The organism is Pseudomonas sp. 1 (genome assembly GCF_056626735.1).
This window is the reverse complement of sequence record NZ_JBWXMQ010000016.1, coordinates 152,284-170,198: the sequence shown is the minus strand read 5'-3', so window position 1 is coordinate 170,198 and position 17,915 is coordinate 152,284. Positions and strand designations below refer to the sequence as shown.

Annotated in this window: 13 protein-coding genes and 2 pseudogenes; 11 read left to right on the top strand and 4 right to left on the bottom strand. The window is 61.3% G+C overall.

Going from position 1 to position 17,915, the window contains the following annotated elements; all coding sequences use genetic code 11:
- Nucleotides 1-29 precede the first annotated feature (29 nt).
- The gene (locus AC1MDC_RS23115) at nucleotides 30-986 is read right to left on the bottom strand and encodes a threonine dehydratase (RefSeq protein ID WP_480393736.1); all 957 of its coding nucleotides are present in this window, start codon (nucleotides 984-986) and stop codon (nucleotides 30-32) included.
- Between the two features lie 106 nt (nucleotides 987-1,092).
- On the opposite strand from AC1MDC_RS23115, the gene AC1MDC_RS23110 reads away from it, so the two are divergent.
- The 9 genes and pseudogenes from AC1MDC_RS23110 (at nucleotide 1,093) to AC1MDC_RS23070 (ending at nucleotide 8,977) form a co-directional block, all read left to right on the top strand.
- The gene (locus AC1MDC_RS23110; RefSeq protein WP_480393735.1) at nucleotides 1,093-1,935 is read left to right on the top strand and encodes a helix-turn-helix transcriptional regulator; all 843 of its coding nucleotides are present in this window, start codon (nucleotides 1,093-1,095) and stop codon (nucleotides 1,933-1,935) included.
- A gap of 168 nt (nucleotides 1,936-2,103) precedes the next feature.
- Complete coding sequence (yghU, locus tag AC1MDC_RS23105; RefSeq protein WP_480393734.1) at nucleotides 2,104-2,943, top strand: glutathione-dependent disulfide-bond oxidoreductase; 840 nt, start codon at nucleotides 2,104-2,106, stop codon at nucleotides 2,941-2,943.
- Nucleotides 2,944-3,173: 230 nt separating this feature from the next.
- Nucleotides 3,174-4,673: a glycolate oxidase subunit GlcD gene (gene glcD / locus AC1MDC_RS23100; protein WP_480393733.1), complete on the top strand. Its 1,500-nt coding sequence runs from the start codon at nucleotides 3,174-3,176 to the stop codon at nucleotides 4,671-4,673.
- Complete coding sequence (glcE, locus tag AC1MDC_RS23095; RefSeq protein ID WP_085704327.1) at nucleotides 4,673-5,737, top strand: glycolate oxidase subunit GlcE; 1,065 nt, start codon at nucleotides 4,673-4,675, stop codon at nucleotides 5,735-5,737. The genes glcD and glcE overlap by 1 nt, the downstream gene beginning before the upstream one ends.
- 3 nt (nucleotides 5,738-5,740) lie before the next feature.
- Nucleotides 5,741-6,973: a glycolate oxidase subunit GlcF gene (gene glcF, locus AC1MDC_RS23090; RefSeq protein WP_480393732.1), complete on the top strand. Its 1,233-nt coding sequence runs from the start codon at nucleotides 5,741-5,743 to the stop codon at nucleotides 6,971-6,973.
- An 81-nt stretch (nucleotides 6,974-7,054) separates the two neighbouring features.
- A pseudogene (locus tag AC1MDC_RS23085) lies at nucleotides 7,055-7,253 on the top strand (LuxR C-terminal-related transcriptional regulator); the annotation flags it as partial.
- Nucleotides 7,254-7,313: 60 nt separating this feature from the next.
- Nucleotides 7,314-7,568: pseudogene (locus AC1MDC_RS23080) on the top strand (multidrug transporter); the annotation flags it as partial.
- A 327-nt stretch (nucleotides 7,569-7,895) separates the two neighbouring features.
- Nucleotides 7,896-8,501: an SCO family protein gene (locus AC1MDC_RS23075; RefSeq protein WP_039770777.1), complete on the top strand. Its 606-nt coding sequence runs from the start codon at nucleotides 7,896-7,898 to the stop codon at nucleotides 8,499-8,501.
- The gene (locus tag AC1MDC_RS23070; protein ID WP_480393731.1) at nucleotides 8,501-8,977 is read left to right on the top strand and encodes a copper chaperone PCu(A)C; all 477 of its coding nucleotides are present in this window, start codon (nucleotides 8,501-8,503) and stop codon (nucleotides 8,975-8,977) included. The genes AC1MDC_RS23075 and AC1MDC_RS23070 overlap by 1 nt, the downstream gene beginning before the upstream one ends.
- A gap of 81 nt (nucleotides 8,978-9,058) precedes the next feature.
- Here the strand turns inward: AC1MDC_RS23070 and AC1MDC_RS23065 are convergent, their stop codons facing one another.
- Nucleotides 9,059-9,475 (bottom strand): organic hydroperoxide resistance protein, encoded by a 417-nt coding sequence (locus AC1MDC_RS23065; protein WP_007956881.1) that lies wholly within the window; start codon nucleotides 9,473-9,475, stop codon nucleotides 9,059-9,061.
- A gap of 157 nt (nucleotides 9,476-9,632) precedes the next feature.
- Nucleotides 9,633-10,679: a sterol desaturase family protein gene (locus AC1MDC_RS23060; protein WP_413541592.1), complete on the bottom strand. Its 1,047-nt coding sequence runs from the start codon at nucleotides 10,677-10,679 to the stop codon at nucleotides 9,633-9,635.
- Nucleotides 10,680-10,951: 272 nt separating this feature from the next.
- Between AC1MDC_RS23060 and AC1MDC_RS23055 the strand changes: the two genes are divergently transcribed.
- Nucleotides 10,952-13,162, top strand: a complete 2,211-nt coding sequence (locus AC1MDC_RS23055; protein ID WP_480393730.1) for an LTA synthase family protein — start codon at nucleotides 10,952-10,954, stop codon at nucleotides 13,160-13,162.
- Between the two features lie 49 nt (nucleotides 13,163-13,211).
- On the opposite strand, the gene AC1MDC_RS23050 is transcribed toward AC1MDC_RS23055, so the two are convergent.
- A complete protein-coding gene (locus AC1MDC_RS23050; protein ID WP_480393729.1) occupies nucleotides 13,212-15,248 on the bottom strand; it encodes a TonB-dependent receptor in 2,037 nt (678 codons plus the stop codon).
- Between the two features lie 326 nt (nucleotides 15,249-15,574).
- Here AC1MDC_RS23050 and katG point away from each other — a divergent pair, with 326 nt between their 5' ends.
- On the top strand, nucleotides 15,575-17,839 hold the full coding sequence (gene katG / locus AC1MDC_RS23045; protein WP_480393728.1) for a catalase/peroxidase HPI: 2,265 nt from the start codon (nucleotides 15,575-15,577) through the stop codon (nucleotides 17,837-17,839).
- The last annotated feature ends 76 nt before the right edge of the window (nucleotides 17,840-17,915 follow it).

The window sequence follows — 17,915 nt, the reverse complement described above, 5'->3', positions numbered from 1 at the left end:
GATGAGTGCATCCACCGGCAAGTCAGCACTCAACCAATAACCCTCGCATACACCGATCGGTCAATATTCCCCCCGGACAGAATCACCCCGACCTTTTTCCCCTGCATCCTTCCACGCTCCTGCATCAACGCTGCCAGCGCTGAGGCACCCGCGCCCTCTGCAAGGTTGTGAGTGTCGGTGTAATACACGCGCATGGCCTCGGCGATCTCGCCTTCGCTGACCGAAACGATCCTCGCCGCTCCTTCCTTATAGATGTCGAACGCCTGGGCAATCGGCTTGCGCACAGCCAGGCCATCCGCGAACGTATTCGCCGAAGCGGTTTCGCAGATCATGTTCGCGTCGAACGACAGCTTGGCGGCCGCGGCCTCTGTCGATACAACCCCCACCACTTCAGTATTCAGTCCCAGCGCGTCACGGGCAGCGATCACACCACAGATCCCCGATCCGCAACCAATGGACACGTAAATCGTATCCAGATCCGATGCAGCACCAAACAGCTCCAGCGCATAAGTCGCCACGCCCTTGACCAGTTCAACGTGAAAAGGCGGCACCAGAAAAAGGTCATGTTCCTGCGCCAAACGCGCCGCCTCTTCACGCGCCTCGTCAAAATCGCGCCCGTACTCGACCACTTCACCACCGAAGCCGCGCATGGCGTTGTTCTTTTCCAGCGAATTGCCCTGCGGCACCACGATCAATGCTTTCAGGCCCACCGCCTGCGCTGCCAGCGCCAGGCTCTGACCGTGATTGCCACGCGTCGCAGAGACAATGCCTTTGACAGTGGGATGTTCGCGACGCAGCCAGTGCATGAACGTGATACCGCCACGCACCTTAAAGGCACCGGTCGGCGTGTGGTTTTCATGCTTGACCCAAACTGTGCAGCCCAGCCGTTCTGCCAGCAGCGGCCAACGGTATTGGGCGGTAGCCGGCATCACTTGATAAACCTGGCGGGCAGCGTTCTCGATGTCGTCGCGAGTGAGTGCGTGCATATAAGTGGCTCCTTGGACTTTGGCCCAGTCTAGGCACAGACGCTTCACATCGGCTTTCAAAAAACAGACCTGACTTTTATGCACGCCCTTCACTACTATGGCGTTCATGAGCCATCGAAACCGTCGTCCCGCCATAACCGTCGCCGAGCCGATACGTCGTGTCGAAGCCGGCCCATGGGTGATCGAGTTGCTGCCGGGCGCAGCCTACTCGGCACGATACGTGGCGCCCCAGTCGGCAATCGGCTTTGCCTTCGACAGCCAGCGCGGCGTGCACGCCATTGGTAGTGACCGGATACGCCCCTTCGATGCAATGCCCAATGGCCTGGCGTTTGTTCCGGCTGGCTGTGACGTGTTCTCCGAGTCGCCCATGGGCGGCGAATATCTGCGGGTGATACGCACCGACGGCACAGCATTGGCCGGCGACGAGGCGTTCAACAATCGCATCGACCCGCAAGCGATCTACCTCGCGTCGCGAATGCGCAGCGCACTGCTGAAAACCTCTCTGGAAGATGACTGGGAAAGCTGGGCGCTCAACCTGGCAGAACGGGTTGAAGGTCATGCGACCGCAACGCAGCAAGGTTCAATCACCGGCAGCCGCATGCGCCTGCTGGATGAATTCATCGACGCCGGCCTCGGCAACCCTCTCGGCGTTCCGGCTATGGCGCAACTGCTGGAGTTGTCCGAGGGCTATTTCATGCGCGCTTTCAAACAGGCGACCGGCAAAAGTCCCCACAGTTACCTGATCGACAGACGACTGGCCAAAGCCCGAGCGTCGATGCGCGATACAACAGACAGTCTTTCGCAGATTGCCCTCGCCTGTGGCTTTAACTCACAGGCGCATATGACCACAGCCTTCAGGCAGCGTCTGGGCGTGAGTCCGGCGCAACTGCGGACAGATTCGCGCAAAAGCCCTGCCCGCTCGTCTATCAAAGGAGAAGCGGCCACCTGACGCCTTGAATGACAAAAACCCGGCAATGCGTCTGCAGCCGATCAACGTTTTTCAGCGAACCACCAGTGGCATTCAAACGCCCTTGCATGGTGTTCTGTTCGACAAAAGTCTGGCACGCTCGCTGTCCGGCTCAAGTCATTGCGGCATACAACCGATGAGGTCCGTTTCATGAGCAAGGCGCCCTACGCTCCACCCAAGGTCTGGAAACACATCGCTCCGTCCGGCGGCCAGTTCGCCAGCATCAATCGCCCGATTGCCGGGCCGACGCATGAAAAGACGCTGCCGATCGGCCAACATCCGTTGCAGTTGTATTCACTGGCCACGCCCAACGGCGTGAAAGTGACCATTCTGCTTGAGGAGTTGCTGGCGCTCGGACATTCCGGCGCCGAGTACGACGCCTGGCTGATCCGCATCAACGAGGGCGACCAGTTCTCCAGCGGCTTTGTCGAGATCAACCCCAATTCGAAAATCCCGGCGCTGCTGGATCGCAGCGTAGAACCGACCATTCGCGTATTCGAATCCGGCTCGATCCTGCTCTATCTGGCAGAAAAATTTGGCGCCTTCCTGCCCACCGACCTGGCGGCACGCACCGAAACCCTGAACTGGCTGTTCTGGCAGATGGGATCAGCACCTTACCTGGGCGGCGGTTTCGGTCATTTCTATGCGTATGCGCCGGAAAAGCTCGAATACCCGATCAACCGATTCACCATGGAAACCAAGCGGCAGCTGGATGTTCTCGACCGCCGCCTGAGCGAAAGCGCCTTCCTCGCCGGCAACGACTACACCATCGCCGACATCGCGGTCTGGCCGTGGTACGGGCAATTGGTGCGCAACAACGTGTACTCCGCCGCCGAGTTTCTTTCCGCTCACGAATACACCCACGTGCAACGCTGGGCGCAAGAGATTGCTGACCGGCCTGCGGTAATTCGCGGCCAGCGCGTCAACCGGACGTGGGGCGATGAAGCCGGCCAGGTTCCGGAGCGGCATCAAGCAAGCGATCTGGACTGAAGTTCGCTGACACCACCCAACGCCCGCACTGCTCGGGCGTTGGGTGGTGTCCCACCCTTCTCAGGCCGTCTGCCGACGCATCGTCGCAATCGCAGTCCTGAAGTAGCGGCATACAGAAGCGCGAGACAACGGACCTCCGGCCGCTACGCTTTACTTCTCGGTATCAGCAGCCCAATGATGGAAAACGGCACCGACCTCGAATAACGACAACGGAGGGTCGTCCAGCGATCATGAACATTCTCTATGACGAACAGGTCGACGGCGTTTTGCCCGATGTCGACAAAGCCGCGCTGTTGCAAGCCCTGCACCACCAATGGCCGGATCTTGAAGTCCTGCATCAGCTTGAAGAACTGAAGCCGTATGAATGCGATGGCCTCTCGGCCTATCGCACCACGCCGCTGCTGGTGGTGCTGCCACGGCACATCGATGAAGTTCAGGGCGTGTTGCGAATCTGCCACGAACGGCGGGTACCGGTGGTGGCCCGGGGCGCCGGGACCGGTTTGTCCGGCGGTGCCCTGCCACTGGAAAAAGGCGTGCTGCTGGTGATGACGCGCTTCAACAATATTCTGCGGATCGACCCCGAAGCACGTACCGCACGGGTTCAACCCGGCGTGCGCAACCTGGCGATTTCCCAGGCCGCTGCGCCGTTCGGGCTGTATTACGCGCCTGATCCTTCCTCGCAAATCGCCTGCTCCATCGGTGGCAATGTGGCGGAAAACGCCGGTGGCGTGCATTGCCTCAAGTACGGCCTGACCGTTCACAACCTGCTCAAGATCGAGATTCTTACCGTGGATGGCGAACGCCTGACGCTGGGGTCCGATGCGCTGGATTCTCCCGGCTTCGACCTGTTGGCGCTGTTCACCGGCTCCGAAGGACTGCTCGGGGTGATCACCGAAGTCACGGTCAAACTCTTGCCCAAACCGCAAACCGCCAAAGTGCTGCTGGCGGCGTTCGACTCCGTGGAAAAAGCCGGCCGTGCAGTAGCCGACATCATCGCGGCCGGCATCATTCCCGGCGGCCTGGAGATGATGGACAACCTGGCGATCCGCGCCGCCGAAGACTTCATACACGCCGGTTATCCAGTAGACGCCGAGGCGATTCTGCTCTGTGAACTCGATGGTGTTGAAGCGGATGTCCACGATGATTGCGCGCGGGTTCGCCAAGTGCTCGAACAGGCCGGCGCCGCCGAACTGCGCCAGGCCCGTGACGAAGCCGAGCGCGTACGGTTCTGGGCCGGACGCAAGAATGCCTTCCCCGCCGTAGGTCGGTTGTCGCCGGACTATTACTGCATGGACGGCACCATCCCGCGCCGCGAGTTGCCCGGCGTACTGCACGCGATAGCGCAGCTTTCAGCCGAATATGGCTTGCGGGTCGCCAACGTATTCCACGCCGGCGACGGCAACATGCATCCATTGATTCTGTTCGATGCCAATCAGCCCGGCGAACTGGAACGAGCCGAAGCGCTGGGTGGCAAGATCCTCGAATTGTGCGTGAAGGTCGGCGGCAGCATCACCGGCGAACATGGCGTGGGCCGGGAAAAAATCAACCAGATGTGCGCGCAGTTCAACCGCGATGAGTTGACCCTTTTCCATGCCGTGAAAGCAGCCTTCGACCCCGGTGGACTGCTCAATCCCGGCAAAAATATTCCGACCCTGCATCGCTGCGCCGAATTCGGTGCCCTGCACGTACACCACGGGCAATTGCCCTTCCCCGAACTGGAGCGGTTCTGATGGGTGACACCAAAGATTTCGATGACAGCGCCGCACTGCTCGAACAGGTCAACCGGGCACTGGTAAACGCTACGCCGCTGCGCATTCAGGGAGCCAACAGCAAAGCGTTTCTCGGACGCATCGTCGGAGGGGAAATTCTCGATACCCGCGCCCATCGCGGCATCGTCAGCTACGACCCGACCGAATTGGTGATCACCGCGCGCTGCGGCACTCCGCTGGCAAAGTTGCTGGCCGTGCTGGACGCCTCGCAACAAATGCTGGCGTGCGAGCCCCCCGCCTTCGCCGACGACGCAACGGTCGGCGGCATGATCGCCACTGGGCTGTCCGGGCCGCGTCGGCCCTGGTCGGGATCGGTGCGCGATTTCGTGCTGGGCACGCGGATCATCACCGGTCATGGCAAACACCTGCGTTTCGGTGGCGAAGTCATGAAGAACGTCGCCGGCTACGATCTGTCGCGCCTGATGGCTGGCAGTTACGGGTCGCTGGGTGTCATCACTGAAGTGTCGCTCAAAGTGCTGCCCAAACCGCGCGCGTGCCTTAGCCTGCGTCTGGAAATGACCAGCGAACATGCTCTGCTGCGCCTGGCCGAATGGGGCCAGCAGCCGTTGCCGATCAGCGCCGCGTGTCACGATGGCCGGCAATTGCACTTGCGCCTGGAGGGTGGTGAAGGTTCAGTGGCGGCCGCCCGTGATCGCCTTGGCGGCGAGCTGATCGACAATTCGTTCTGGGCCGACCTCAACGAACAACGCCTGGACTTCTTCGATGAAGACCACCCGCTCTGGCGCCTGTCCGTACCACTCAACACACCGCCGCTGGACCTGCCCGGCAAGCAGTGGCTCGACTGGGGCGGAGCGCAACGCTGGCTCAAATCGACGGCCGAAGCGTCGGTCATTCGCAAAGCGGTCGGCGACGTCGGCGGCCATGCGACCTGTTATAGCCACGGTTTGATCGATGAACCGTTCCATCCACTGGCGCCCGCCTTGCTTCACTATCACCGTCAACTCAAACGACAACTCGACCCCCGGGGCATTTTCAACCCCGGCCTTCTGTACGCGGAGCTTTGAGCCATGCAGACCACCCTCAGCCCGCAAGCCCGACAACTGCCCCGCGCCGAAGAGGCCGAAAGCATCCTGCGCACGTGCGTTCATTGCGGATTCTGCAACGCGACCTGCCCGACTTATCAATTGCTCGGCGATGAACTGGACGGCCCGCGCGGGCGCATCTACTTGATCAAGCAGGTGCTCGAAGGCAACGAAGTCACGGCGAAAACCCAGCAACACCTGGACCGCTGCCTGTCGTGCCGCAACTGTGAAACCACCTGCCCTTCCGGCGTGGATTATCACAACCTGCTCGACATAGGGCGGGCGGTAGTCGACGCCGCCGTCCCGCGACCGCCCGGACAGCGCCTTCTGCGAGAAGGACTTCGAAGTGTCGTACCCAATCCACGGTTGTTCAAAGGATTGGTCAATGGCGGGCAGATGTTCCGGTCGCTACTGCCCGATACCTTGCAAGACAAACTGCCACGCAATGCGTTGACGCCTGCATCACGTCCAGTCATCCGCCATGCACGGCAAGTGTTGATGCTGGAGGGTTGCGTGCAACCGGGTTTGTCACCCAATACCAATGCAGCAGCGGCACGGGTGCTGGATCGTCTGGGCGTCAGCGTGATTCCCGTCCGTGAGGCTGGCTGTTGCGGCGCCGTGGATTATCACCTCGACGCCCAGATCACCGGCCTTGACCGCGCCCGCCACAACATTGATGCGTGGTGGCCGGCCATCGAACGGGGGGCCGAGGCGATCGTGCAGACCGCCAGCGGTTGCGGTGCGTTCATCAAGGATTACGGGCATTTGCTCGGCGCCGATCCGGTATACGCCGAGAAGGCAAGACGTGTCAGCACGCTGGCTCGGGATCTCGTTGAGGTGCTGCGCGAAGAACCGCTCGAATCCCTGGGCATCCACGCTGATCAGCGTCTGGCTTTCCACTGCCCTTGCACCCTGCAGCACGCACAAAAACTCGGCGGCGCGGTGGAATCGGTGCTGAACCGGCTGGGCTTCAACCTCACGACCGTACCGGACGCACATCTGTGCTGTGGCTCGGCAGGCACCTACTCGCTGACCCAGCCAACACTGGCCCGGCAACTGCGCGACCAAAAGCTCAACGCCCTGGAGAGCGGCCATCCTGATGTCATCGCCACCGCCAATATCGGTTGTCAGGCTCACCTCGACGGCGCGAGGCGTACGCCAGTCAGGCACTGGATCGAGCTGGTGGATGCCGCATTACCTTCGCTCAACGAGGCATAGACACGGCGACGACGCAAACGACAGGCGGAAAAAATCGCCTTTGCGGGGCTTTTTTTCGGCAAGACTCAGTGTGCGGAGGGTATGGCACTGGGCGACATCACGTTGTCGGTACGAGAAAAAGAAGTCTGCCTGGGCTTGCTGACCGGCGGCGCCGTACCGCAGATGGCCGAGAAGCTGAGGGTCAAAAAACAGCTCGATCGAAACCTACCTCAAGCATGCGGCCGCCAAGCTCGGTGTCAGCGGACGACACGGTCTGGCCAGATGGATGGCCGGCGCCTGATCCGCGCTTCCTTTTATCGGACGCCCGGCCTCCGCTCTTATTCGTGAACGAGGCTGTTTGATGTCCAGGCTCCCGATCTCCCTCCTGTCCGTGGCACTGCTGCTGGGCGGTTGCTCGTTGACTCCCGACTACCAGCGACCGGCATCGCCGAGCGCTGCGCAGTATCCACAAGGTCCGGCGTATGCCGCGCAATCCCCGCGCACACCCCGGGTCGAAGACTGGCGCGCGCTGTTCAATGACCCGGCGTTGCAGCAATTGATCGAAAGCGCGCTGATCAACAATCGTGATCTGCGGGTAGCCGCGCTGAACGTCGATCAGGAGTTGCTGACGCTGGCCCGGGAAACGCTGGCCGCCGACGAGCGAAGCCTGCACCTGACCATCCGCAACCGCGAGGCCGGCAAGGGTTGGCGCAACTGGTCGCGCAAGTGAACCTGTACACCGCACTGGGCGGTGGCTGGAGCCCGCCCGAGCCGTCTTCGCCATCACCTTGAGTCATTTTTTCTTACACCTTTTGTCGCCCGCTCCGACATTGACGGGTGATCAAAAACCGACCTGCCGGATCATTTTGGTATCATGCGCCGCTTTTACGGTTAACCCGCCCGCCTGTCCTGCCGACTGGCGGGCTCCAAAGGGCGGTATGAAATGACGGCTTTGTTGACTCGCCGCAAGGTGCTTGCGGGAATGGGCGTACTCGGTCTCGGCCTGCTCGCCGGCTGCGACACCCGCGGCGAACTGTCGTACAAGTACGGCAAGGATCTGAGCGACAAGATCCTCGGACGCACCTTCAAGCTCAAGGACACCGAAGGCAACACCGTGACGCTGTCGAGCTTTCGCGGCCTGATGCCGATGATCTTCTTCGGTTTCACCCAGTGCCCGGCGATCTGTCCGACGACGCTGGCCCGCGCCGCGAAAATCAAGAAATTGATGGGCAAGGACGGCGACATCCTGCAAGTGGTGTTCATCACCCTCGACCCGGAACGCGACACCCCGGAAATCCTCGACGCTTACGTCAAGACCTTCGATCCAAGCTTCGTCGCGCTGTATGGCACCCTCGAAGAAACCAAGGCCACCGCCAAGGAATTCGACGTGTTCTACGAAAAAGTCCCGGCCGGCGACACCTATACCCTTTCCCACACCGCCACCAGTTATGTCTACGACACCCGGGGCACGTTGCGTGTGGGCCTGTCTCAATCGCTTTCGGCACAAGAGTGCACGGAAGATTTGCTTACCGTCATGGAGGTCTGCTGATGAATCCTTTTCTGAACAACATCAAACGTGCCGTATTGGGCCTGTCGCTGCTGGGCCTGGCTTTCCAGGTCTCGGCGCAGACCAGGGTCGACGACGCGTGGGTGCGGGCGACCGTGCCGAACCAGTCGGCCAGCGGTGCGTTCATGACCGTCACCGCCGACAGCGACAGCAAGCTGCTCAGTGTTGCATCGCCCGCGGCCAAGAACGTGCAGATTCATGAGATGACCATGAAGAACGACGTGATGAGCATGGGCCCGGTCAACTCGGTCGACCTGCCGGCCGGCAAAGCCGTCAATTTTGATCCGAATGGCTACCACGTGATGCTGATGGGCCTGAACGGTCAGCTGAAGGAAGGCGACAGCGTGCCGCTGACCCTGACCGTCGAAAACGCCAAGGGTGAAAAGGAAACCGTTGAAGTGAAAGCGCCGGTCAAGGCGCTGACCATGGAAGGCCACGATCACAGCAAGATGCATTGATCGCTGATTGACAGATACGGCTTAAAAAAACAAAAGGGGCGGCATGATCGATGATCATGCCGCCCCTTTTGCGTCTGGAGGTCAGACCAGTTTCAATTCGACCTCGATGTTGTTGCGCGTGGCCTTGGAATACGGGCACACCTGATGCGCCGCATCCACCAACTGCTGCGCCGCACCGCGCTCCATGCCCGGCAGGCTCACATTCAGTCGCGCCTGCAGGAGATACCCTCCCGAATTAGTGCCCAGGTCCACTTCGGCATCCACCGCCAGGTCTGCCGGCAGGCTGATTTTCTGCTGCCCCGCCACCGCTTTCATCGCGCCGATGAAACACGCCGACCAGCCTGCGGCGAACAATTGTTCCGGATTGGTCCCGCCGCCACTGGAACCGGGCGACGACAGTTTTACATCAAGGATCCCGTCGGAACTGCGCGATGCGCCGTCACGTCCACCGGTGGTGTGGGTTTTCGCGGTATAGAGGACTTTTTCAATCTGACTCATGGCGATCTCCTGAATGAAAAACAGCAGATTGTTCACTCGGCGCCTCCCGTCGCAACTTGAGGTGCGCCACCCGTCTCACACAGCCCTCTCACTATAGACGCGGGTTTACCGCCCATCCGGCAAGCGGACGTGCGGGTTGTTCAACAATGACGAGTATTCAAGGCGTACGCTGGTTGAACCGGGTTTTGAGACCGTCGGCGTTCGACGACAAGCGTTTGGCGGTGTCCACGAACGGCGTGACGATCAGGCTGTACAGCGTCAGGTAGCGGGCGTGGTCCTGCTCGCCCGTTCCGAAGCGCAAGTCTTCGGGCTTTGAAGTGGTGACGTACAGCGTGCCGAACAGCCAGTCCCACAGTGACAGATTGATCGCGAAGTTCTTGTTGAAATGTCGTGGCGCGTCGCTGTGGTGGATCTGGTGCTGGGCCGGGCTGTTGAGCACATGTTCGACCACTGGCCCGAACGACAGCCAGACATGGCTGTGCCGTAGATTGGAGGCCAGGCTGTTGATGATCAGCGCCAGCCAGGTCACGCCGAACAGCGTATAGCGGCTGACTTCACCACCGCAGGCGTACCAGACCACACCCGCAAACGCGCCGAGGCCGGCGGTGATGACGATCCGTTCAACGATCGATTCGACGATGTGAATCCGGCTGGCGGTGGCCGGCACCAGCACCGGCGCCGAATGGTGAACCTTGTGAAACTCCCACAGATAGCGGGAGTGGAAGGCGCGGTGAATCCAGTAATGCAGAAAATCCCTGAACAGGAAAACGCCCAGACCGTAGAACAACGCGATCAGCGGGTGATCCGGAACCTGCTCGCGAGCGCCCCAGAGTTGGGTGAAAAACCGCGCATAGTCGCCCGAACGAAGGATGTACGGGTCGACGAGACCAACAACCGGCAATACCAGGGCCACCTTCAGAATCGCCTTGATGAAGTAATAACGGTAATCCAGCCAGGCCGAACGATGCCCGTGGACACGACCACCGCCGACAAATTGCCAGAAGGAGCGGGCCTGTGTCAGGTGTCGGGATTTTCGGTAGCGATAAAGGCCGTACGCCACGCCGTAGGACGTGAGCAGAAACGCCACACCAAGACGGCCGTTCAAATCGAACAGGCCAAGGAACCGCTGGGTGACCGGATCGATCACCCAGCGGCTGAGCTGCGCATGAAGTTGCGTGAGTAAATCCACGACGACCGACTCCATCAGGGAGCGCGCATTGTAAATCGGACTGGTTCGCAAATGCAGCAGCAATGGATCAAAAGCCGGTTAAACAGCCTGAAACAATAAAACCGCTGCCTCGCTCAGGCCGAAAAATCGCCAGGACTGACGCCGATCAAGGCCCAGCCTCGTCCGGGTGGCTCACCGTGGCTTTCAAGATCAGATCACCCGGCCGTTTAAAAAGGCGATCAGACAGCCCACCCTTGGTATGATCGCCCACACTTTTGTGACGATTTGATGGCTGGAAGGTCTTTTTTGTGAGCGCTCTTTGTCAACGGTTGCGGCGCCTGGATGCCCGTCTTCTTTCTCTGGTTTTCCTGGTACTGATCGTGCCGGTGTGCCTGCGGGCGGCACTCGGCTGGTCGAGCCTGTTCGGTTATCTGTCGGATCTGGCCATCGGCAGTCTGTTGATGGTTTTGTTACACCGCCGTCCCTGGTGGCTGGCGCTGCCGGTGCTGCTGTTTTGGGGATTGCTGGCGGTAGCGACCGCGGAACTGGTCAGCGCGGTCGGTCGCCTGCCGACCGTGGCAGACCTGCATTACCTGATCGACCCGCAGTTCGTGGAAAACTCCACCGGCGGTGGCTTCGCCCATCCCGGTGTGGCGGTTGCGCTGCTGGTGGCTCTCGCCCTGTGGCTGCTCAGTCATTGGAATCGACGTGCAACACCGGTTCGCGCTCTGCCCCGCGCAATCTGGGCGATGCCGGTGCTGCTGTTCTCAGCGTACTGGGGCGCGCAACACCTGGCCCCGAGCGATGACGACCCGTGGCGCCTGTACAACCTGCCGCACCAGTTGCTGGCCGCGCAGGTCGCCGATCTTCAAATGCAGACCGAAGAATGGCTGGACGGCGACACTCAGGTCGCTCCTCCGCCCATGGCCGGGCTCACCGATGTTGATCTGAATGGTCACCCGTTGCTGGCGGCCAAGGGCAAGGCGCGCAATGTGCTGATCGTTGCCCTCGAAGGCATTCCCGGCGCTTACATCGGCGCCAATCGCCGGGCCATCGGCAGTCATTATCAGGAAGACCTGATGCCCAACCTCAGCCGCTGGGCCGAGCGCGGCATGAACACTCCGGATTACGTGCTGCACACCCACCAGACCATTCGCGGTCTGTACGCCATGCTCTGCGGCGACTACGACAAACTCGACAACGGCACGCCCAAAGGCGTGGAAATGCTGACCCAGCACGAACGCAATCAAGCCTGCCTGCCGGCACAGCTGCGCCAGCACGGTTTTGCCACGCATTACCTGCAAGGCGCAGGGCTGCGGTTCATGGCCAAAGACAAGATCATGCCGCACATCGGTTTCGACGCGACCCATGGTCTGGAGTGGTTCACCAACGCCAACTATCTCGAGTTCCCGTGGGGCAAGGACGACAAGGCGTTTTTCGAAGGCGCGCTGAAATACGTCGGCGAACTGAAAAAACAGAAACAGCCGTGGATGCTCACGCTGTTGACCGTCGGCACGCACCAGCCCTACTCCGCGCCCGAGCAGTACCTGCAACGCTACGACACGCCCAAGCAGGCCGCCGTCGGTTATCTGGACGATGCGCTGGAGCAGTTTCTCAGTGGCCTGGAACGCCAGGGCGTGCTGAAAGACACACTGGTGGTTATCACTTCTGACGAATCCCACGGCATCGACGGCGTCCGCCTCGCGTCGTCCTGGGGCTTCAACCTGACCCTCGCGCCGGAGCAGGCGCAATTGCCCCGCCTGAACGCCGGGGTCTACGGTCACGTCGATCTGAGCGCGTCGATCCTGGATTACTTCGACTTTCCGGTGCCTTCCGCCCTCAGCGGCCGCTCGCTGTTTCGCGATTACGATTCGGGCCGCGAAATCATGTCGTTCACCAACGGCAAGCTGCGCTATCACGACGGTCGCGGCCTCCTGACCGAATGCGACATGCCACGCCGTTGCCGCAATTACGCCAGCGAAGGATTCATCGCCGAAAGCGCCACGTTCAAAGGCAACGCCAGCGGCCAGAACGCCCGGGACATCGCCGCCCGCGCCTCGGCCCTGGACCTGTCGCTGTTGCGCACCCCGCTGAACCAGCGCTATCAGTTCGGCAGTACCAACGTCATCCCGCTGCAAGCGCAGATCAAGGACGACTGGGCCGACAACCTGATCGGCGCGCAATACCTGGAAATGCCCAAGGGCTCCCACACCCGCGTGCGCCTGACCGTGCGTTCGGTCGACCCGCAGCAGGCAGCGTACATTCAGCTCAAGGCCAAGGAGTTCGAACAGGACGTGCAACTGGGACTGCCGACCGAGATGGTCGCCACGGCAGATCAGCCGCTGGAAATGGATTTCAGCTTCGACAACCCGCAACCGCGCAAGGCGTTCTCGTTCCACTTGTTGGGGTATGGGCTGGGCGCCGTGGAGGTCAGTGATTTCAGCGTGATCACAGAACTGCCGGGGCAACAGGATCTGCTGGACGAGATCCCGGAAGAAGACACCGCTCAATCGAGTTGAGATCAACGCCAGCGTCGCAACGACGCTGGCGCCTGTCCGGTGTGAACGATCAGAACGTGGTGCGCAGCCCGACCTGAATGCTGCGCCCTTCTGCCGGCGCAATATCGCGCAGGATCGAGCTGGCGTAACGCACGGTCTGGTTGGTCAGGTTCTCGGCATTGACGAAGGCCAGCCATTTGCTCTGACCAACATCAAAGTGATAACCCACATTTGCCCCCAGCGTGGTGTAGCCGTCGGTGCTGCTTTCGTTGTCCGGCACCCGGTGCTGGGAACTGGCGTGTTCCACATCGATCCGCGCCTGCCAGCGATCCAGCTCCCACAACAAACCGGTGTTCAATCTAAGCGGTGCGATGCGCGGCAGGTCCTGACCGTTGTCGAGGTTCTTGGCCCGGGTGTAGTCGCCCGACAGCTCCAGTGCAAACTTGCCGTAGGCGTTTTCGCCGAGGGTCCAGCGATCCTGCGCTTCGATGCCGCTGAAACGGGCCCGAACGCCGGAGTAGGTGTACTCGGGAATGCCGTCGGCGTCCCCCTCGCCTTCGTCGTTGAGTGTGCGGCCCGTCCCGAGCAGGCCGATGTAGTTGGAGAAATGGCTATAGAAGACGCCGACGCTGCCCTTGTGCGTACCGTTGTCGAAACGCAGGGCCAGGTCGCTGGAGACGGCTTTCTCTTTCGACAGCCCCGCGTCCCCGACTTCATAGGTGCCGGTGGCGACGTGAGCGCCGTTGGCGTAAAGCTCATAGAACGTCGGCGCGCGTTCGGTGTAGCCGAGCGTGGCAGCCACCGACCAGACCGGCGTCAGCGTGTACACCGCACCGGATGACAGGCTGCCGGCGGTGAAACTGCTGGAGCGATCGGCATTGGCGAAGCGCTCTTTGCCTTTGGCGTCGGGGTCGACCGTGGTGTGTTCAAGGCGTCCGCCGAGGGTGAACAGCAGGCGATCCGTGGCTTGCAGCTCTTCGAGAATGAATAGCGCGCCGACATCGGTATCAGTGTGCGGCACGAACGCTTCTTCGCCCAACGCCGAGAACTCGTTGCGACTGACTTGCGCGCCAATCACCCCGTTGAACGGCCCCAGCGGCTGATGCCGGGCTTCGACCCGCGCCTCGTAGCCCTTGTTCTTGAACGTGGTGCCGACCTCGCCGCCCTCGATTTCACGGTGCTGGTAATCGGTGTAGCCAGCGTCGAGTTTCACCGAGCTGAACGGGCCGTCGAGGTTGCGGATTTCCGAGGCGAAGGCGTAGTGCTCCTGCTCCATGCGGATGCGCACATCGTCTTCAGCCGGCGAGCCGTAGTTCGAATCGTAATTGCTGTACGACAGCCCCGCGTAACCGTCATCCCAGGTGTACGACCCGCCCACCGCACCGCCGTCCTGACGACCGTCGCTGTTGGCCAGCCGATGCTTCTTCGAATCGCCATCGTCGTTCGCCCGTTCACGACGGGTCTTGGCGTAGCCGGGAATCTTCAGGTCATTGAACTCGCGGGCGCTGGCGTCTAGGTGCAAGGCGAACTGACCGTTACCGGCTTCGAGCTTGCCAGCGCTGCTGCGGGTGGTGTCGGCGCCGCCGTAGCGCAACTCGCCGGCACCGTGAATGCCTTCGATGGCTTCGGTCGGGATGCGGTTGTCGAAGGTGTTGACCACCCCGCCGATGGCACTGCCGCCGTACAGCAAGGCCGCGGGGCCACGGACGATTTCGATGCGCTCGACGTTGACGGGGTCCAGCGGCACCGCGTGATCGTAGGACAGCGACGAGGCGTCCAGCGCGCCGACGCCGTTACGCAGGATGCGAATGCGATCGCCGTCCTGCCCGCGAATGATCGGGCGACTGGCACCGGGGCCGAAGTAGGACGAGGACACGCCCGGCTGCTTGTTCAGGGTTTCGCCGAGGCTGCCTTTTTGCTGCAGCGTCAGGTTGTCGCCGCTCAACACGGTCGAGGGCGAGGCCAGGGTCTGACTGCCCAGCGGATTGCCGGTGATGACTTGCGGTTGCAGCTCCAGCGGGTCGGCGGCGAATGTCGGGGAAGCGATCAGCAACGCAGAGGCCATGAGCGTCAGGCGGGGTTGGAAGGAGTGGAAACGGGAAGGCATTTCAGGAATCCGTCAGGCAGAAAAGTGAGGATCAATGCCGGCGAGACAGAGTGCGTGTGACCGGCATCAATCAGATGAAATCATTTTTATGTTATACAATAACATTTCCAATGACCATCACGTTTCTTCCACACATTGGCAAAACATCGCTCAAGCACGGGCATTTCAGCGCCCTGCCCGGCGCCGGCGCCCGACAGTTCACGTAAGAGACTGCGCCTATCAGGCACCAATAGTCGGCCTATTAGCTGACTCTCCGAGTCGGGTCTAGCCTTACTACTCCGAAGTCGGCACGAGCCGGCCGCAGATGACCTGATAAGGACCCGAACATGGCAAATGAATCGAAATGCCCGTTCAATCACGCCGCCGGCGGTGGCACGACGAACCGCGATTGGTGGCCGAATCAACTGAACCTGAAAATCCTGAGTCAGCACTCGCCCGCGTCCGATCCGCTGGGCAAGGACTTCGACTACGCCAAGGCTTTCAAAAGCCTGGATTTCCAGGCCCTCAAACGCGATCTGACGGCGCTGATGACCGACTCGCAGGAGTGGTGGCCAGCGGACTTCGGCCACTACGGACCGCTCTTCATCCGCATGGCCTGGCACAGCGCCGGCACCTATCGCACCGCTGACGGCCGTGGTGGCGCCGGCTCCGGCCAGCAACGCTTCGCCCCGCTCAACAGCTGGCCGGACAACGTCAGCCTCGACAAGGCCCGCCGCCTGCTGTGGCCGATCAAGCAGAAATACGGCCGCAACATTTCCTGGGCCGACCTGATCGTTCTCACCGGCAACGTCGCGCTGGAGTCCATGGGCTTCAAGACCTTCGGTTTCTCCGGCGGCAGGCCCGACGTCTGGGAACCGGATGAAGACGTGTACTGGGGCTCGGAAAACAAATGGCTGGGCGGCGACAACCGCTACGGCAAGGATCCGGAATCCATGCAGCCGCCGGGCGAAGGCACGCTGGTGGCCGAGCCCGCCGAACACGGCAATGAAGAAAGCCGCACCAATCAGGGCGAACGCAACCTCGAGAACCCGCTCGCCGCCGTGCAGATGGGCTTGATCTATGTGAACCCGGAAGGTCCGGAAGGCAATCCGGACCCGGTGGCCTCGGCCAGGGACATCCGCGAAACCTTCGGCCGCATGGCCATGAACGACGAGGAAACCGTCGCCCTGATCGCCGGCGGCCACGCTTTCGGCAAGACACACGGCGCGGGCCCGGCCGATAACGTCGGCCCGGAACCGGAAGCCGCCGGCCTTGAAGAACAAGGCCTGGGCTGGAAAAGCACCTTCGGCACCGGCAAGGGCGCCGACACCATCACCAGCGGCCTGGAAGTGACCTGGACCACCACCCCGACAAAGTGGAGCAACAACTATCTGGAAAACCTGTTCGGCTTCGAGTGGGAACTGACCAAAAGCCCGGCCGGCGCCCATCAGTGGAAACCGAAAAACGGCGCCGGGGCCGGCACCATTCCCCACGCCCACGACCCGAACAAACGCATAGACCCGACCATGCTTACTTCCGACCTGGCCCTGCGTTTCGACCCGGCCTACGAGAAGATTTCGCGACGTTTTCTGGCCAATCCCGATCAACTGGCCGACGCCTTCGCCCGCGCCTGGTACAAGCTGATTCACCGTGACATGGGCCCACTGTCGCGCTACCTCGGCCCGGAATTGCCCCAGGAAGAACTGCTGTGGCAAGACCCGATTCCCGAGGCCAGACATCCACTGGTGGACGACAGCGATATCAAGGCGCTCAAAGACAAAGTGCTGGCATCGGGGCTGTCCGTTTCGGAACTGGTCTCCACTGCCTGGGCGGCCGCATCGACCTTCCGGGGTTCGGACAAACGCGGCGGCGCCAATGGCGGGCGTCTGCGTCTGGCGCCGCAAAAGTTCTGGCAGGCCAATCAGCCGGAGCAACTGGACAAGGTGCTGAAAGTCTACGAAGGCATTCAGAACGAGTTCAACGCCGGGGCATCCGGCAAGCAAGTCTCGCTAGCGGATCTGATCGTGCTGGCTGGTAATGCCGGGGTCGAGCAAGCGGCGAAAAATGCCGGGCACACGGTGACCGTGCCGTTCAATCCGGGGCGCACCGATGCGAGTCAGGAGCAGACCGACGTCGAATCGTTCGGTTTCCTTGAGCCGCACACCGATGGCTTCCGCAACTACGCTGCCACCACCTATCGCGTGCCGGCCGAAGCGTTGCTGATCGACAAGGCGCAACTGCTGACCCTTTCGGCACCGGAAATGACCGTGCTGATTGGCGGCCTGCGCGTACTGGACACCAACGTCGGTAAAACCAGACACGGGGTGTTCACCGACAAACCCGGCACCCTGACCAACGACTTTTTCCGCAACCTGCTAGACATGGGCGTGGAATGGAAACCGACGTCCAAAACCGAGTTCGAAGGTCGTGACCGTAAAACCGGCAGCGTGAAATGGACGGCGACCCGGGTCGATCTGGTGTTCGGTTCCAACTCGGTACTGCGGGCGCTGGCCGAGGTGTATGCCAGTTCCGATGCGAAGGAACAGTTCGTCAACGACTTCGTTGCCGCGTGGGCGAAGGTGATGGACCTGGACCGGTTTGATCTGAAGTAACTGAGGAAACGCAAAACAACTGTGGGAGCGAGCTTGCTCGCGAAGAGGGCGTATCAGACACGCAGATGTCGTTTGA

Excerpts from the sequence above, each read along its gene's own strand:
- yghU (WP_480393734.1), top strand. The coding sequence starts at position 2,104 with ATGAGCAAGGCGCCCTACGCTCCACCCAAGGTCTGGAAACACATCGCT.
- AC1MDC_RS23115 (WP_480393736.1), bottom strand. The coding sequence starts at position 986 with ATGCACGCACTCACTCGCGACGACATCGAGAACGCTGCCCGCCAGGTT.
- AC1MDC_RS23060 (WP_413541592.1), bottom strand. The coding sequence starts at position 10,679 with ATGGAGTCGGTCGTCGTGGATTTACTCACGCAACTTCATGCGCAGCTC.
- AC1MDC_RS23065 (WP_007956881.1), bottom strand. The coding sequence starts at position 9,475 with ATGAGTCAGATTGAAAAAGTCCTCTATACCGCGAAAACCCACACCACC.
- glcE (WP_085704327.1), top strand. The coding sequence starts at position 4,673 with ATGGGTGACACCAAAGATTTCGATGACAGCGCCGCACTGCTCGAACAG.
- AC1MDC_RS23070 (WP_480393731.1), top strand. The coding sequence starts at position 8,501 with ATGAATCCTTTTCTGAACAACATCAAACGTGCCGTATTGGGCCTGTCG.
- glcD (WP_480393733.1), top strand. The coding sequence starts at position 3,174 with ATGAACATTCTCTATGACGAACAGGTCGACGGCGTTTTGCCCGATGTC.
- katG (WP_480393728.1), top strand. The coding sequence starts at position 15,575 with ATGGCAAATGAATCGAAATGCCCGTTCAATCACGCCGCCGGCGGTGGC.
- AC1MDC_RS23050 (WP_480393729.1), bottom strand. The coding sequence starts at position 15,248 with ATGCCTTCCCGTTTCCACTCCTTCCAACCCCGCCTGACGCTCATGGCC.
- AC1MDC_RS23075 (WP_039770777.1), top strand. The coding sequence starts at position 7,896 with ATGACGGCTTTGTTGACTCGCCGCAAGGTGCTTGCGGGAATGGGCGTA.
- glcF (WP_480393732.1), top strand. The coding sequence starts at position 5,741 with ATGCAGACCACCCTCAGCCCGCAAGCCCGACAACTGCCCCGCGCCGAA.
- AC1MDC_RS23110 (WP_480393735.1), top strand. The coding sequence starts at position 1,093 with ATGAGCCATCGAAACCGTCGTCCCGCCATAACCGTCGCCGAGCCGATA.